This is a genomic window from Fuerstiella marisgermanici (assembly GCF_001983935.1).
In the GTDB taxonomy this organism is placed as follows: domain Bacteria; phylum Planctomycetota; class Planctomycetia; order Planctomycetales; family Planctomycetaceae; genus Fuerstiella; species Fuerstiella marisgermanici.
The window spans coordinates 531,944-548,276 of the sequence record NZ_CP017641.1; the positions used below are offsets into that span (position 1 = coordinate 531,944).

Sequence of the window (16,333 nt, forward strand, 5' to 3'; positions counted from 1 at the left end):
CATGCGAACGCTCATCCAAAATGGAACGATCGTCGATCCCGCCAATGGCATCGAAGCTCGTCGCGAGCTGCTGATTGCAGACGGCAAGGTTGTCGAAGTGCTTCCTCAGGGCCAGCAGCCAGATGCCGACAGAGTGATTGATGCGACAGGGCTGCTGGTCTGCCCCGGCTTCATTGACGTTCACGTCGGAGTGCGAGAACCCGGTTTCGACGAAGACGAAACAATCGCGTCGGCGACAGCGGCTGCCTTGGCCGGCGGCTTCACGAGTATCGCGGCACTGCCGGACACCAACCCCGTCGTCGATAATCGAGGCTCAGCAGAATTCGTTAAGCGACAGGCAGAACGAGCCAACAATTGCCGCGTGTTTCCGTTGGGAGCCGTCACAAAAGGAACGCGCGGCGAAGAACTGGCTGAGATTGGGCAACTTGTGGAAGCGGACGCGGTCGCCTTCACAGACGCCAAGTCACCAATCGCGAATGCAGAAGTGATGCGGCGAGCGCTGGAATATACGGGGATGTTCGACCGCCCAATTCTGCATCATTCGATGGTACCGGAATTGTCTGACACCGGAGTCATGCACGAAGGCTTCCAGTCAACGCGACTGGGCCTGCGTGGGATTCCGGCCGCCGCGAACGACATCATGACCGGTCGCGACATCGCTTTGGCAGAACTCACTGGCGGTCGCGTTCATATCATGTGCGTGAATACCCAGGAAACGGTCGAACGTATTCGCCTGGCTCAGGGACGCACTGTCGCAGTGTCGGCCGACGTCACGCCGCATCACCTGCTGCTAACGGACGAAGTGATGGATTCGTTCGACACGCTTTTCAAATGCAACCCGCCGTTGCGTTCGCAGGAACACATCGACGCCTTGATCGAAGGCCTGAAAGACGGCACGATCGCCGTGATCAGTTCGGACCACCAACCGCTGGCGATCGAAAAGAAGGACGTAGACCTCGACAGCGCGCCGTTTGGTATCTGCGGGTTAGAAACAACATTGGCCCTCTGCGTGAAAGCCTTGATTCAGCCGGCACATCTTAGTTGGTCGCAGCTTGTCGCCTGCCTGACCACCGGTCCAGCGGCGTTGCTGGGTATCCCGCACGGAACGCTGTCTCCGGACGTGGCAGCGGACGTGACGCTTGTCGATCCAATTGAAGAATGGACCATCGACGCAGCAAGTTTCCGATCGCGCAGTCGCAACACCCCATTCAACGGATGGAAGGTTACGGGCCGAGTTGTCACGACTATAGTAAACGGCGAGGTTCGCCATTCGACGCGAGCATAGTGGCGCCGTCGTTACTTCGCCACGCGGCCGATAAACATCAGCTTGCCCCAGCCAATCTGCTGCTGCTCCATTTCGAAATGAGAATGCAACAGATCGAGTATCTGCTGCGGTCGACTTAGCCAGTTTTCGTAGGTGTCTCGTTCGCGTTCCGTCATGCGAGCCAAAGCGTCGCCTCGGCGGTAGAACATTCGTACCAGGCGTCGATCAGTTATGGCATGAGCGACCTTCAAAAACGGAGTCGACCACGGTTCCACCAGAACAATGCGGCCACCCGGATTCAACACGCGGCGGATTTCCTGAAGCACTTTCCCCAGATCATCGGGAAGTGTCGGTAAATGATGCAGCCCGCCCTGCACAACGATGACGTCTTTGTGGTTGTCGGGCCAATGCAGATCGCGGCAATCACCCACGTACAACGGTACATCGCCGTCAAACTCCCTCAGCAGACGCGGCGACAGGTCGACGCCTTCAAGGTTCTGAAAACCAAGGTGTCGCAGAGTTGTCAGGCCGTTGCCTCGACCGCAGAACAACTCAGCAACTGCCAGCTTCTTGTCCCAGCGGTCGACGCCCAGTTGTCGGTACCTCGCCACAAACTTCGATCGTTCTTCGGCAGGCGACTCGAAGTCCAGATACGCCTGCTCCCAGGCTTCGTCACAACACGAATCGTCAGCGACCCAATAAGTGATGTTGCCGTCCGTCATTGTGACTCGCCCATGCTCGAAGACGGTTGGTGGTGCATCCGAAGAATGCCCAGAAACAGCGACGCGAGCGCGGTCTGCACGGCCAACGCAGTCAGAGTCACTCCTGGAATTACCCATCGCATCGTCACCGCGTAGTCCAATCGACCGAACTCGGCGCGGTACCATTGCAGCACCGCGCACAGTAATAGGCCAGTTCCCATCAAACCGACGATCGCGGCACCAATTAGCATTCGTTCCAGTGTGGCCACATTTATCCATTGCGTCAGCCCACGATGAACGGGCAGCATGCCGCTGTCAGTGCCGTATACCTGAGCCAGCACGGCAAAAATGACGGATTGAAACCCGACAATCGCAGATAACGAAGCGAACAGCAACGTGTGAGCGTCAAACGTTGCTCCACCAATTGTGACACCTGGCAAAGCGACCGCGTATCCAAGCACTCCCAGCAAGATCATCAACAGCCCTGGCAGAAAGAATGTCCACCGTGGTGAGTACAGCATGAAGAAGCGAACGGTTCTCCAACCATCGCGAAACGTTCGAAGATGGGGCGGGTGAGCCTTCCGGCCGTCTGGATGCAGAGTGATCGGCACTTCCGAAATACGGCCCTCAACCAGCGTACTTTTGACGATCATTTCTGTCGCGAATTCCATCCCTGTGCAACGTTGATTTAACGATTCGTAGAAGTCGCGACGAAAGCCACGCAGGCCGCAATAGATGTCGTGAATAGGGACTCGAAAAAACACGGCCGCCATTCGAGACAGCATCGGGTTGCCCAGCCAACGATGCAGAAACGGCATAGCGCCAGGAAGAATTTGCCCCCCACCAGAAGGCAGTCGGCACCCCTGAACCAGGTCGCTGCCTGCTCGCAACGCGTCGACGAACTTTGGGATCTCAAGAAATTCGTAGCTATCATCCGCGTCCCCCATAATGACAAATTCACCGCGAGCGGCAGCGATGCCCCCCATCAACGCGCTTCCGTAGCCTCGCTGAGGAACGTCGACAACGCGAGCACCCAAATCGATTGCCAGTTTCTGCGATCCGTCATCGCTGCCGTTGTCGCCGATGACGACTTCGCCATTGATGCCGTGAGCTGCGAAGGCCTGTTGAGCTTTCCGGATACACGTTTCGATCGTATCCGCTTCATTCAGGCAGGGCATGACGACACTGACTTCGACGTCATAGGTGTTAGGCGGTGATTCTGTATCGGACAATTCTGTCATGAGACTTTCGCGCAACGAGAACTGGCACCGCAGCACAATGCGACTACCATCAGCGGCTCAAGCACCAGGCGATAGCGAACGTTTGGGATTTCCACCAGTGCTGTCAGGCCGGACATCATGCCAAAAAACAGCAACAATGAAACTCCAAACCATCTTGTGTCGGGACGCACGATCATCATGCTGGTTCCTGTCAGCACCAGCATTGCTACGAACGCGTTCCACTTTAAACTGCGCTGTGGCACCAATTGATAGATCGACGTTTCCAGATCCGTCAACGTTGCGTTGCTCCAACCCACCTGGCCAGCCGGTGGCGGGCCGTTGGGGCCTGCGATGTAAGGATAGGGATCGGGGACGCACCGCCAAAAGTTCACAAGTCGCCGAAATGCGGCCTTCCCGAATTTAATCGGACCAGCGCGAATTGCATCGAAGCATACTCGCTTCATCAGTCGGTCGATATCATCGTCCGGCATTCCTGTCTCCGCAAGGCGGTCTGAGACGCTCCACGTGGCTCGCAGTTCTGGATTGTGGACTGGCCATTCCGTGGTGCTAAGTAGTTGCTGACCGGCCTCTGTTTGAGGGATCTCAAGCCCAGCGCCGGAGCCGTCCTGGAAGGTGACAATCCACAGGTTGCGCCCCACAAACTGCGTCAGAAAGTATTCGCCAAAGACTGCACGGTTGCGCACAAACCAAGGCATCACGATCACAGACATCACCACGACGCCGACAGTGCTAGCTCGAAGTCTGCTCCTAACGCTGCCACTGGTCCCTGCAATCGTGATCAACGCAAACGCAGGGAGCCACCACAGTTGAACGACCGGGCGGACCAGAATACTCAGCCCCAACGTCGCGCCAACTGCAGCGCACCGGCGGACTGTCGTGCGGTTCAGGCATGCCCACAAACAGGCCACGTGCAACGTGATGACGAATATGAATAGCGTCTCGGTCAACAACGTTTGAGCGAACCACGCACGCACCATTCCAAGTGCAGCCACCGTGTAAGCAGCCATCGCCCAACGTTCTGAATGCGTAATTCGCCAGACTAACCACGCCGTGATTACGGTCGTCAGCACCAGCAATACGTGCTGGACGATGACAGTCACCAGCCACGCCTGGCTACCGGCCACCGCCTGCCACAGACCGAGAAATGCAGGGTAGCCCGGAGTACGATAGGCGATCGGATCGTTTGCCCAGGCAAAATTGCCGTCAGCGCAGAGCTGCCCCAGTTTCCAGTAGCCAGCGGCATCCATCACCACGTCGGCCGGGCCGGACAACACCAAGGCAGCCAGCATGCTAACGTGAAGGCAGAGCAGTAGAGCCCAGCGGCTGCGGCTATTCATCGCCCGACGCGCCTGCCGCCCGAGTTGGTTGTGCAAACAAGTTGGTACTTAGCTTGGGATACGCTTTCATCACCGACTGTAGTTCAGTCCTGCAACGATCTGAGGCGTCCACAAATTGCACGCGGTCCGGTCCCGCCAACAGCACCAGTTCTGGAATGTCGAACTGCTCGAGTAACCCAAAACACAATGACTCTGGCACCTTGTCCATGCCTTTGTTTTGTTCGAGTAACTCACGCAAACTGCCCAGTGAACCTCGAAGCTGCAGCGTTTCGAACTGGTCACCCGAAGCGGCCGCGACAAGTGATATCAGCGACGTCCGAGGTCCGGCCGCTACCAGTTTGACATGTTCACACCCAAATTCTTCGCGTGCCCACTTCGCGGCAGCCTGAAGTTGTCCGGCCTGAATTCCAATCGGGCGATCACCGAGACTGGATACCAGAATCGCGTACAGAAAGTCGTGTTTGGTAATCTTTGATTCACCAAAGTAAAACGGATCGATCGCCAGCACGCGATATCCATCGTTTAGCAAATGCTGAGTTTCCCCGGTCAGGCTGGATCCCCGGTCATCCGCGACAACGATCGCCAACTTTTTGCTCTTGCTGCCGGGGACGGACAGTTCAACCGCTGGCACCGTCCAGTCGCCGCCGAATCGCAGCCACCAGAACGATGCTGACAGATTTTCGGAGTTTCGCTGCGACTGCTGAATCGCCAGTGTGTGGAACGCTTTCAACTTCACAATGTCGTGTAGCTTCGGTCGCTGCTGGGTCTGCCACGCAGATAACTCGCCCGCACCCGCTGGTTGTGAATGAGACAGCCCGTCGGAAAGCTGCAAGGCCAGGGAGTTGAAGTCCAGGTTGCCTTCCGGCAGCTTCACGTGAAGTTGGTCTTTGGTCTTCAGTTCGTCCTCACTGGCGATCTCCTTTGCGGCGTTCTTGTCGAGGTTGCCCAGAAAGAATTCTTCCAGCATCCCGTACAACTGCTGTCGGTTGTCAACCAGGAAATTGTGAGTCCCGGGATCATTGTTGATATGGTATCTCAGGTTCGTTGGTTTGTTATAAAGTTTGTAGATCGGTTGAGCTGCTTCAAGTAGCGGCGGCAGCGCGTGTTCTGCCTTGAAGCAGCAATTGTCTTCCGCATTATTCGTCAGCAATGCGGGGCGCGGAGCCAACATGGCGGTCAACTGAGCATAGTCAGTGACCGACGCCAGGTCGCACGGCGTTTGTTCTGAATCGCCGAGGTCGCTTTGGTAGCGGGCTCGCGTTTTGAAACTGGAATAGCCCGCAACCGGATTGCACAGCGTCACGCGAGTGTCCAGCGAACTAATGAAGATCGTCTGCCAACCGCCGCCTGACAGCCCGGCCACAGCCACTCTTGCAGGGTCTGCGTTTTCATGTTGCAGCAGGATGTCCAGCCCGCGACTCATCGCCAGGTAAAAAGGTGCCAGCCCGCTGGTGCCGCACAAGTTCACTTGATTCATGCTGTAGTGATTGAAGCCGGGGGTGGCAAGTTGCCCCATGCCGAGCCATTCCAGATTCAATGCGATCATGCCGCGTTTGGCCTGGTTGATACATCGCATTTGCTTATAGTCGGCCGCCATGCCGTCCGGGCGATCGTGCCCGTTGACGTTCATGACGACAGGCACTTTGCCGGACAGTTTTTCGGGTTCGTATAGCAATCCCGCCGTCCACATTCCGGGAACGACTTCGTATCTCAGCTTGCGAATGCGGTAACCGGGGCCGCCTTCAATTTCACCCTGCCATTCCACTTTCGTGGGCAGCGTTCTCCACTTCGCCGCTTCGCCTCGAAACACGACTTTCTTCAAAACGTCTTCTCGCACCTTTTTTGCATACGTCTCCCATTCGCCGACTGTGGTCACTTCGGGCATCGGCAGGATGTGAGACTCGGTGTACGCTTCAATTTCGGATTGAGGCAAGTCGGGATTAATCAGCCGCTGCGCCAACGCGGATTCGATGGTGAGTGGAGCGTTCCTGCCATCATCGGCCGATGTGTCGAGAGCGATAAGCAGCCAACCGATCAAAGGCGGCATGACGAGTCGTTGAACGGACATGGATGGGGTTTCCGTTGCGGGGCGGAAGGGCAGGCAAGAGTCATTATGGTATCGCCGCCACGGATTTTTGCCACGTTGCTGGCGCCAGGGACGAGCAAATATGCTCGTCGATCGACTTCGCCGGGAGTAGGTGCTGATCGATCTACGGCGACCAGCGCATCTGCAGGTAAGGATTCCTGCCAGGTAAATAAGTTTGCCACCCGCTTGGGGCAAAAATTCCGCCGAAAGCGGGACGAAACCGCAGTCGTTGGTCGCATGGGGCTGACCGGTACTCTTGTATTAGCTGATGGCCGTTCGCTCCGTGATTTGGTCGCAACTAGTTTTCTCCAGGCGTTGAATTTCCTGCTTTGGTTTCCTACCGTGCTTCGTCGTAAACCACCACTCAAATGCCCCGCCCTACCCCACTTCGGAGCCCTCCACAAATGAAGATGTTCACCCGCTTGACCGCGCTGCTGGCGCTGGTCGCCACTGCCTCTCCGTTCTCTGCTGCTCAAAATGCGAAACCTGATGCCAACGTCGACGCTGGCGCGAGAGCTTTGCAGATTCTGGAATCTGCTGCATGGGCGGACATTTTCAACGGGAAGGACCTGGCTGGTTGGACGGGCGACACCCAAAACTACTTGGTTGAAGACGGAGTTCTGGTCTGCAAAAAAGGGGGCCACAATCTCGTCAGCGAAAAACAATATGGCGACTTCGCCTTTCAGTTCGAATTTAAACTGGAGGAAAGTGGCAACAACGGAGTCGGCATTCGAGTATCGGAAGGTGGGCATGCCGCGACCGATGGTATGGAGATTCAAATACTGGACCACCACGGCAGCCGCTACGGTGGTGAAGCCATCATGGAGAACGGCAAGAAGCGGAAGCTAAGCTGGCTGAAGCCGTGGCAGTATCATGGATCGATTTACGGCGTTTATCCTTCGAGAATTGGGTACCTGAAACCGGTCGGCGAGTGGAATTCTGAAACCATCGTCGCGATCGATGATCACATCCTGGTCATTCTTAACGGTGCCGTGATCATGGACGTGTGTCTGGATGACGTCACTCCGGTCGACGGCAACCCTCATCCGGGTATGCACAACAAGTCGGGCCACCTGATGCTGGCCGGACACAATGATCGTGTGGAATTCCGGAACCTGAAGCTGGCGGACTATTCGCCAGCACCCAGCACGCCAAAGACAGACAAGCACAACACGCCACCGGAAGGTTTTTCGGCGTTGTTCAACGGGAAGGACCTGACCGGTTGGAAAGGACTCGCTCACCGCAATGCCAACGAACGTCGGGCGCTGAAAGGCGATGACTTGAAGGCAGCTCAGGCGACCGCCGATGAAAGTATGAATCAGCACTGGAGCGTTTCTGACGGCGTGCTGACTTACGACGGCAAAGGTCAGAGTCTCTGCACAGCCAATGACTACGGCGATTTCGAGTTCTACTGCGAATGGAAGATTCCGCCGGGCGCGGATTCGGGCATTTATTTACGAGGCACGCCGCAGGTGCAAATCTGGGATCCCTGGCGTACTCAGTCAAAAGAAGAGCACACCGTACCGGATTCGTCAGAGGAATGGGTTGAGCGGTACCGACACGGCCAGCAGCTTGGATCTGGCGGACTGTGGAATAACCGCCGCTGGCGGAATTCGCCGTTGGTTCTGGCGGACAAGAAGGCTGGCGAATGGAACAACTTCCTGATTCGTATGGTGGGCGACAAAGTTACGATCTGGCTGAATGACAAGTTAGTTGTCGACCGGGTGAGGCTCGAAAACTTCTGGGACAAAGCACGCCTTATGCCTCTGCCTCGAGCCGACCAAATTGAATTGCAGCACCACGGCAGTGAATTGTTCTTCCGCAACCTGTACATTCGCGAGTTGCCGTATTAATCACTCGTTGCGGGTGCGCAATGGGCGGTCGGTCATGAGTTATTGTTTTCCAACGGAGTTTCCCGCGTGCCACGGAAATGGTCCTTTCATCCGCATGACGAACCGTCCATCAGTCGACTCAGTAAAGCCTTGAAGGTGACGCCGCTTGTCGCGCAGGTGCTGATCGCCCGGGGGTACGAGACTGCTGATGCTGCCAAAGGGTATCTCGAACCGAAGCTAAGCAACCTCCACGACCCTAATCTGCTGCCCGGTGTAGCGGATGCGGCGGCTCGCATCGTGGCAGCTGTCAAAGACAAACGCCGCATCACCATTTACGGTGACTACGATGTTGATGGAGTAACATCGACGGCCGTATTGTGGCATTGCCTGAAACTTCAGGGTGCGAGTGTCGACTATTACATCCCTTGTCGTATCGAAGAAGGTTATGGCCTAAACGAGTCTGCGATTCGGCAACTACATGAAGACGACCCTCAGCGCCTGCTGGTTTCCGTCGACTGTGGGATCGCCAGCGTTCAGGAAGCGGCGGTGGCCAAAGACATTGGTCTGGAACTAATTATCACGGACCATCACCACATCGGTTCAGAACTCCCTGATGCCGCCGTGCTGGTGCATCCGCGGTTGCCGGGGACCGAGTATCCCTTCGGTGAATTGTGTGGGGTTGGTGTGGCGTTTAAGCTGGCGTGGGCAATCTGCCAACTAACGGGCGACGGCACCAGAGCCAGCCCACGCATGCGGGAGTTTCTAAAATCAGCGGTGGGGCTGACGGCGATTGGAACGGTTGCCGATGTCGTTCCACTGGTCGATGAAAATCGCGTGATCGTGCGTTACGGACTACACAGTCTGAAGGAAAATCCCTCGCCCGGTCTGCAGGCGCTGTTGCGAGTTTCGAATCTGCACGACAAGGCTCAACTGTCGTCAGAAGATATCGGGTTCGGCATAGCGCCGCGGATTAACGCGGCCGGGCGTCTGGGACAGGCGCGTTTGGCGGTAGAAATGCTGACAACGGATAACGTCGAACGCGCGATCCAGTTGGGGGCGTACGTGGACGAACTGAACAAGAACAGAAAAACGGTCGAACGCCGAATTCTGAAAGAAGCGAAGGAGCTGGTTGAAGCAAATCCCGAATGGTTGCAGCACGGAACGCTGGTGTTGGCTCACCACGACTGGCATCCCGGCGTGATCGGCATTGTCGCCAGTCGCATTTGTGAAACATACGAAAAACCTACCGTCATGATCTCTCTGAAGGATGACGGCACCGGGGTGGGAAGTGCCCGATCATATGCCGGGTTTGATATGTACGCGGGACTGGAAGCAAGCCAGGAATGTTTGCTTGGGTTCGGTGGTCACAAAGCAGCGGCGGGTGTTCAGGTTGAAGCTGCTCGAGTTGATGAACTGCGTACGGCACTGGCAAACTGGTCGGCGCTGAACTTCGCTCCAACAGACGACGACACAGCATTGCGAGTCGACGCGGAAGTCCATCTGTCGGAGGTGACTCGGCGAGCCGTCATGGAATTACAGCATTTGGGCCCGTTCGGCGAAGCCAACCCCAAACCCCGTTTTGCAGCACGGCGAGTCGACTTGGCGGAACCGCCGAAAACAATGGGGGAAGGCGATCGGCATCTAGCGATCAAGGTCCGGCAACACAGCACAAATCTGCGAGCGGTCGCGTTTGGACGGGGCGAATGGGCGGCCGAGTTGGCAGCGATCACAGGACCACTGTCAATCAGCTTCGCACCGCAAATCAATTCGTTCCGCGGCTACGACCGCGTCGAATTGCAACTACACGACTGGCAGCCGCCGGACGATGGCACGAATCCCGCGAAGTAAAGGTAACGTGCTGCGTCCCCGTGTAGCGTTGCTCCGCACGCCGCAGTGCAGTGGTAATTGAAGCAAGCCTTGATCGTTGGAAGGTTCGCCGTACCTCATACAATCACCTGATATCTGTCGCGGCAACTCATCAGCTGCGACTGTTTTTGCTCGTCGCCGAACGCGGTGCAGCAAGGGATGCGGCGGCGGGCGTGGTCGATTACGTCAGAATGTCGGTGATGATGTTGCCATGAACGTCGGTGAGTCGGAAGTCGCGACCCTGGAAGCGGTATGTGAGACGCTCGTGATCGACACCCAGTTGCTGAAGGATGGTGGCGTTCAGGTCATGGATGTGGACGGGATTCTCAGTGATGTTATAGCTGAAATCGTCCGTCGCACCGTAAACCAGGCCTGGCTTAATGCCCGCTCCGGCCATCCAGATGCTAAAGCAACGAGGGTGATGGTCCCGGCCGTAGTTTTCTTTTGACAAGCTGCCCTGACTGTAGACCGTGCGGCCAAATTCGCCGCCCCAAATCACCAGAGTGTCTTCCAGAAGTCCGCGTTCCTTCAGATCCTGAACCAGAGCGTACGAAGGCTGATCGACATCTTTGCATTGCGACGGCAGGTCTCCCGCAACATTTCCGTGTTGGTCCCAGCCTCGATGAAAGATCTGCACGAACCGAACGTCTCGTTCCAGCATTCGGCGAGCTAACAGGCAGCTTGCCGCATATGTGCCGGGAGTCGTTACGTCCGGCCCATACATGTCCAGCACGGATTTTGATTCGCCATCGATGTTGACCAGGTCCGGCATCGATGATTGCATCTTGAATGCCATTTCGTACTGAGCGATTCGGGCCTGAGTTTCCGGGTCGCCGATACGATCGAGTGTTCGCTGGTTCATTTCGCTTAGCCGATCCAGCATACGTCGCCGAGCTGTGGTTGACACGCCATCCGGATTGGACAGGTACAGCACCGGATCGCCCTGCCGCCGCAACGATACGCCGGAGTAGCGGCTGGGCAAAAAGCCGGCTCCCCACAGCCGGTTGTACAATGCCTGAGCCTGCTTGCGGCCGGTCCATGTGGGCGTCATCACCATAAAGGCGGGGACATCTTTGTTTTCCGATCCCAGCCCGTAACTCAGCCATGATCCGAGACTCGGACGACCAGGAAGCTGGTCACCGGTGCAGATGTATGTGATCGCCGGGTCGTGGTTAATCGCTTCCGTATGCATCGAACGTACGATGCAGATATCGTCTACCATTTTTGCCGTGTGCGGCAGCAGTTCGCTGATCCAGGCTCCTGACTTACCGTACTGTTCGAACTTAAACTTCGAAGGTGCGATCGGAAACCGTTTTTGACCGGACGTCATCGTGGTCAGTCGCTGGCCATTGCGCACCGATTCCGGGAGGTCTTTGTCAAACATCGCCTCCATCTTTGGCTTGTAGTCGAAGGTGTCCTGCTGACAGGGGGCTCCGGCCATAAACAGATAGATGGCTCGCTTAGCCTTCGGCGCATACTTCTTCAGGTAATCTGGTACTTCGCCGCTGCTTAAGCTATCAGTCGGCGCAACCGCGTCACCATTGCCGGCCATTGCTGAAGACTGCAGCAGCGATGCTAGAGCCGCCGTCCCCAGTCCGGTCGCTCCCCTGGCGAAAAAGTGCCGTCGTGTTTCGGACAGCATATGTTGATGAATTGGGTTCATTTGTTTATCACCTCATCCAGATTCAGAACCAAATTCGAGACCAGTGTCCATGCCGCAAGTTCTTCGACTGGCAGTTTCGCGTTTGGTGGTACTTCGCCGATAGCGACTAATTTTTTTGCCGCATCCGGGCTCTGTTTGAAGTCGGCCAGGTAGTGATCGTAGTCGGTTACCAAAGCCTGCACTTCCGCGTCTGTCGGACTGCGTAACACACACTGTCGCAGGATGAACCGAGCACGATCGGCGGGAGCCGAACCGATCTCTGTCATCGCTCGTTGCGCCAATGCGCGGGCACATTCCACGTACTGCGGATCATTCATCATCAGCAGCGCCTGCAGTGGGGAGTTCGTTCGTTCGCGACGGACCACGCAGCTTTCGCGGGACGGGGCATCAAAGGTACTCATTTGCGGCGGCGGTGCTGTGCGTTTGATGAAGGTGTACAACGTGCGGCGGTGAACCTTGTTGTGGCCTTCGTCCTGTTTAAATCGCACGGTATTTGAACCTGAGTAGCCGACGGCAAACCACAGTCCGTCGGGTTGAGGCGGCTTTACGCTGGGCCCGCCGACATCCGGCACCAACAAACCGCTGACGCCCAAAGCCTGATCTCGCAGGACTTCTGCATCAAGTCGAAACCGTGGTCCGCGAGCGAGGTATCGGTTTGCCGGATCGACCTCGTATTCGTTTGGCAAGACCTGAGCCGTCTGACGATAGGTGGCTGACATAACAATCAGCTTTACCAGATGTTTCACGTCCCAGTCATGAGCTGCACCAGCGACCTGAGGCTTACGGAACTCAGACGCTAACCAATCCAGCAGCAACGGGTGGGTGGGCTGTTCTCCCTGCGATCCAAAGTCTTCCGTCGTCTTTACCAGCCCGGTGCCGAAAAACTGTTGCCAAATACGGTTTACGGTGACTCGTGACATCAGCGGGTGTTCTTCCGACGTCAGCCATTTCGCTAAACCGAGTCGATTGTTCGGAAGTTCTTTGGGAATGTCCGGCAGCACAGCCGGGGTGGCTCGCGTGACAGGATCGCCCTGCTGGTCGTATTCTCCGCGAGTCAGAATGAAGGCCGGCTTTAGTTCCGGTGCTTCGCGAAAGACGAGTGTCGTGGGAGCCGCGTTGCGTATTCCGGCGGCTTTGTTTTTCGCGGATTCAGCCTGTTCCTTTAAGGCCAGCACACGCTCGTGTGATGTGACGAACGCGAATTCCAGAAAGTGCTGTTTCAGTTGGGAAGTTTCTTCCGGCGTGCGTTCAGCGGCTGGTTTTAGGGCGATTGGTCGAAGCTTTTCCGGCAATGCTTTGGCTTCATTCGCTTTTTGGTCGCGGTCCCAGAATGCGAACGAGTCGTATAGCACTGGCTTGCTGGATGCACTTAAGATTCCTGCCTTGTCCCAGTAGACGGTGCCGTCAAACTGCGTGAACGCCCAGCCCTGAACTTTGTCGCCCGCCTTAAATCCAACCTCGGCGACGGGAACGTCCAGACGCACCCATTCACCGGTTTTGGGCAGGTCGCCCATTCGTTTCCGGCTGACTGATTTGTCCGTACCCCAGTCGATGTGATTGCTACCCCAGTACGCTCGCTGACTCCAATCGCCGTCGTTCCACTGAAGCATGATTTCTTTTGGTGGATTCTTGGGGTCGAGATACACATAGCAGAAGAAGGAAGCACCGTCCGAGATCGTTAACGGTTTTGTGGCCGCGTCGAAGAAGTGTTGGCTAAGGCCTTCTGCGGATCGAGTGCTGCTGAGTTCGCCGCTGTAAACGGGGGCCGGGGCCTTCACGAATTTCCACGGACTGTTGCCTTGAGCGTTGGCTCCATCGGGAACGGCGTCGTCGATCCAAACCAGTTCTTTAGGCGGTTCGCGGACGGGTTCACTGGGCGTCTTCGGTTCTTCGTAATTCAAAGAAGCGAGGTAGTTCTTGAGTTCCGTTTGCGCTGACTGGTGTGTGGAGTCCAATTTTGCCAGTTGCTGCTTTTGTTCGTCGGTAAGAACCTTCAGTACGGGGGCGGGGTCTTTTTTGTTTCCGTCCAGTGGCTTGCCATCGATGCTGTTGAAGTAAGCGTACAGCGAATAGAAATCCGTCATCGTTAACGGGTCGAATTTGTGATCGTGGCAGCGAGTGCAGTCCATCGTCAGGCCCATAAACACAGTGCCCGTTGTGACCGTTCGATCGACCACGTTGCGCACGTGGACCTCTTCGGCAATCGAACCGCCTTCGCTGGTTGTTACGTGGCAGCGGTTGAACCCAGTGGCGACCAACTGATCGTCTGAGGGGTTGTCCAGCAGATCGCCGGCAAGCTGTTCGATCGTGAAGACATTAAACGGTTTGTTGCTGTTGTAGGCATCGATCACCCAATCTCGGTACGCCCACATCTCGCGATAGTTGTCCAGGTGCAGGCCATGCGTGTCGCCGTAGCGAGCTCCATCCAGCCAGTAGCGAGCACTGTTTTCACCATAGTGCGGCGACTTCAGTAAGCGGTCGACCACTTTTTCGTACGCGTTTGGCGAACCATCGTTCACGAAGTCTTCAACTTCTGCCACGGTTGGTGGCAGTCCGGTCAAATCCAGCGACACACGCCGGATTAGCGAAACTCGATCGGCCGGACTGTTCGGACGCAATCCCTTACCCGGCAGGCGAGCTCGCACAAAACGGTCGATGTCGTTGACGACTCCGTCTTGCGGTCCCACGGTTGGTGGGGCTGGGCGAGTGACAGGAACGAACGACCAGTGCTGCCCCCAATTGGCACCTTCTGCCACCCACTGTTTCAGAATTTCAACTTCCGCAGCGGTGAGTGACTTATTCGAATCGGCAGGCGGCATTTTTAAATCGGCATCGTCCGTGGTAATGCGGTCGATCAGCGCGCTGTGTTTGGGGTCGCCGGCGACAATGGCTGTTTCGCCGCTTTCCAGTTTGGCTTTGGCGGCTGCTTCCTCATCCAGTCGCAAACCAGCCTGGCGGTTGCCGGCGTCTGGCCCGTGGCATTGAAAGCACTTGTCGGAAAGGATGCCTCGCACCTGACGCTGAAACGAAATTTCTTCAGCTGAGGCCGTCGAGGCTGTTGCCGTAAAAATCAGCGCCAGGAGACCAATCGAATTCCAGGGTGTGGAGCGATTCATGATGTGCAGGGCCGGAGGGAAGAAACAGTGGCGGGCAGTGAGCGGTTTGCCGGGTTTCGCCGTCGAAGGGATTCGTCAACCGCTGTGCCTATTGTATCTGGATTGAGCGTTGGTTCGCCACAAAAGTAGCGGATTTTTGCACGTATCGAGCTGTCAGACGCTAGTTGTTGCCTGTTGTCACGGCTTCATCCTCAATGTGCACGCGGATAATCTCTTCAAACGACGTTTCCGCCTGAAAACCAAGCCGTGCGGCTCGCGTTGCGTCGAAATTCTGAGGCCAGCCAGCCACCATTTTGATGATCGCCTCGTCCGGTTCGCGACGGATTAGGCTCACGGTGTCGGCCCCGGCGATTTTTTCTAAGGCCGCAATCTGTTCGCCCACCGTGACAGAAATACCGGGCATGGTGAGATTACGGCGAGGGCCGATCGTGCTTGAATCGATTGTGGCAGCGTGTAGCAGAAAACCCACAGCGGCTCGCGGCGAGGCGTGCCAATGTCGCACGTCCTCCGATACCGGCAACACAGCCTCCAGGCCGGCCAATGGTTCTCGAATAATGTTCGAAAAGAACCCCGACGCTGCTTTGTTCGGTTTGCCTGGTCGCACGCAAATGGTCGGGAGGCGAATGCCGACTCCATCCATGAAACCGCGCCGCGAAAAGTCGCTTAGCAGCAATTCACCGATGGCTTTCTGAGTGCCATAGGACGTGAGCGGTGTGGTGTGGAAGTCGTCGCCAATAGCGTCGGGGAACGGAGCACCAAATACGGCGATTGAGCTGGTGAAGACGACTCGCGGCCAGTAGTCCGGCATCTGGCAGATCGCTTCGAACAGGTAGCGAGTGCCATCCAGATTAATGCGATAGCCTTTTTCAAAATCGGCCTCCGCTTCGCCGGACACGATCGCGGCCAGGTGAAAGATCACGGCGGGGCGGTCGCTTAATAGTTCCCCGGCAACAGATTGAGACGACAGGTCACCTTCACGAACATTCACTGGAATGACAGCGTTCGCGGGCACGGGGGCCGGAACCACGTCGAATAGTTCCAGGCGAGTGACGTCGTTCGCTCCGATCCGGCCGGTTGCCGCCAGGTTTTGAGCCAGTTTCTGGCCCACCATTCCCGCTCCGCCGATGATGAGTACCTTCATTGAGTTCTATTTTCTATGGATGGATGGTTTGCATTTTCACAGGCCGGTTCGATCCTGCGGTTGTGTTTCCAGGCCGGCAATAACAG

The 16,333-nt window shown here is 56.5% G+C and carries 10 protein-coding genes; 3 read left to right on the plus strand and 7 right to left on the minus strand.

Annotation, left to right across the window (positions count from 1 at the left end; translation table 11 throughout):
* Position 1 precedes the first annotated feature (1 nt).
* Positions 2-1,285, plus strand: a complete 1,284-nt coding sequence (locus Fuma_RS01915; RefSeq protein WP_077022640.1) for a dihydroorotase — start codon at positions 2-4, stop codon at positions 1,283-1,285.
* A gap of 11 nt (positions 1,286-1,296) precedes the next feature.
* Here Fuma_RS01915 and Fuma_RS01920 read toward each other — a convergent pair whose 3' ends face one another.
* The 4 genes from Fuma_RS01920 to Fuma_RS01935 are packed head-to-tail and all read right to left on the minus strand — an operon-like array spanning position 1,297 to position 6,611.
* Complete coding sequence (locus Fuma_RS01920) at positions 1,297-1,986, minus strand: class I SAM-dependent methyltransferase (RefSeq protein WP_077022641.1); 690 nt, start codon at positions 1,984-1,986, stop codon at positions 1,297-1,299.
* Positions 1,983-3,206 (minus strand): glycosyltransferase family 2 protein, encoded by a 1,224-nt coding sequence (locus Fuma_RS01925; protein WP_077022642.1) that lies wholly within the window; start codon positions 3,204-3,206, stop codon positions 1,983-1,985. Before Fuma_RS01925 ends, Fuma_RS01920 begins: the two co-directional genes overlap by 4 nt.
* Positions 3,203-4,543, minus strand: a complete 1,341-nt coding sequence (locus Fuma_RS01930) for a hypothetical protein (RefSeq protein ID WP_077022643.1) — start codon at positions 4,541-4,543, stop codon at positions 3,203-3,205. The genes Fuma_RS01925 and Fuma_RS01930 overlap by 4 nt, the downstream gene beginning before the upstream one ends.
* On the minus strand, positions 4,536-6,611 hold the full coding sequence (locus Fuma_RS01935; RefSeq protein ID WP_077022644.1) for an alpha/beta hydrolase family protein: 2,076 nt from the start codon (positions 6,609-6,611) through the stop codon (positions 4,536-4,538). The genes Fuma_RS01930 and Fuma_RS01935 overlap by 8 nt, the downstream gene beginning before the upstream one ends.
* A 422-nt stretch (positions 6,612-7,033) precedes the next feature.
* Here Fuma_RS01935 and Fuma_RS34570 point away from each other — a divergent pair, with 422 nt between their 5' ends.
* Positions 7,034-8,482: a 3-keto-disaccharide hydrolase gene (locus Fuma_RS34570; RefSeq protein WP_077022645.1), complete on the plus strand. Its 1,449-nt coding sequence runs from the start codon at positions 7,034-7,036 to the stop codon at positions 8,480-8,482.
* 66 nt (positions 8,483-8,548) lie between these two features.
* On the plus strand, positions 8,549-10,309 hold the full coding sequence (gene recJ, locus Fuma_RS01945) for a single-stranded-DNA-specific exonuclease RecJ (protein WP_083731729.1): 1,761 nt from the start codon (positions 8,549-8,551) through the stop codon (positions 10,307-10,309).
* Between the two features lie 199 nt (positions 10,310-10,508).
* Here recJ and Fuma_RS01950 read toward each other — a convergent pair whose 3' ends face one another.
* The 3 genes from Fuma_RS01950 to denD all read right to left on the minus strand — a co-directional run bounded on the left by Fuma_RS01950 (position 10,509) and on the right by denD (position 16,247).
* Positions 10,509-11,990, minus strand: a complete 1,482-nt coding sequence (locus Fuma_RS01950; protein WP_077022647.1) for a DUF1501 domain-containing protein — start codon at positions 11,988-11,990, stop codon at positions 10,509-10,511.
* On the minus strand, positions 11,987-15,106 hold the full coding sequence (locus tag Fuma_RS01955) for a PSD1 and planctomycete cytochrome C domain-containing protein (protein ID WP_077022648.1): 3,120 nt from the start codon (positions 15,104-15,106) through the stop codon (positions 11,987-11,989). Before Fuma_RS01955 ends, Fuma_RS01950 begins: the two co-directional genes overlap by 4 nt.
* A gap of 160 nt (positions 15,107-15,266) precedes the next feature.
* A complete protein-coding gene (gene denD / locus Fuma_RS01960; RefSeq protein WP_077022649.1) occupies positions 15,267-16,247 on the minus strand; it encodes a D-erythronate dehydrogenase in 981 nt (326 codons plus the stop codon).
* Positions 16,248-16,333: the final 86 nt, after the last annotated feature.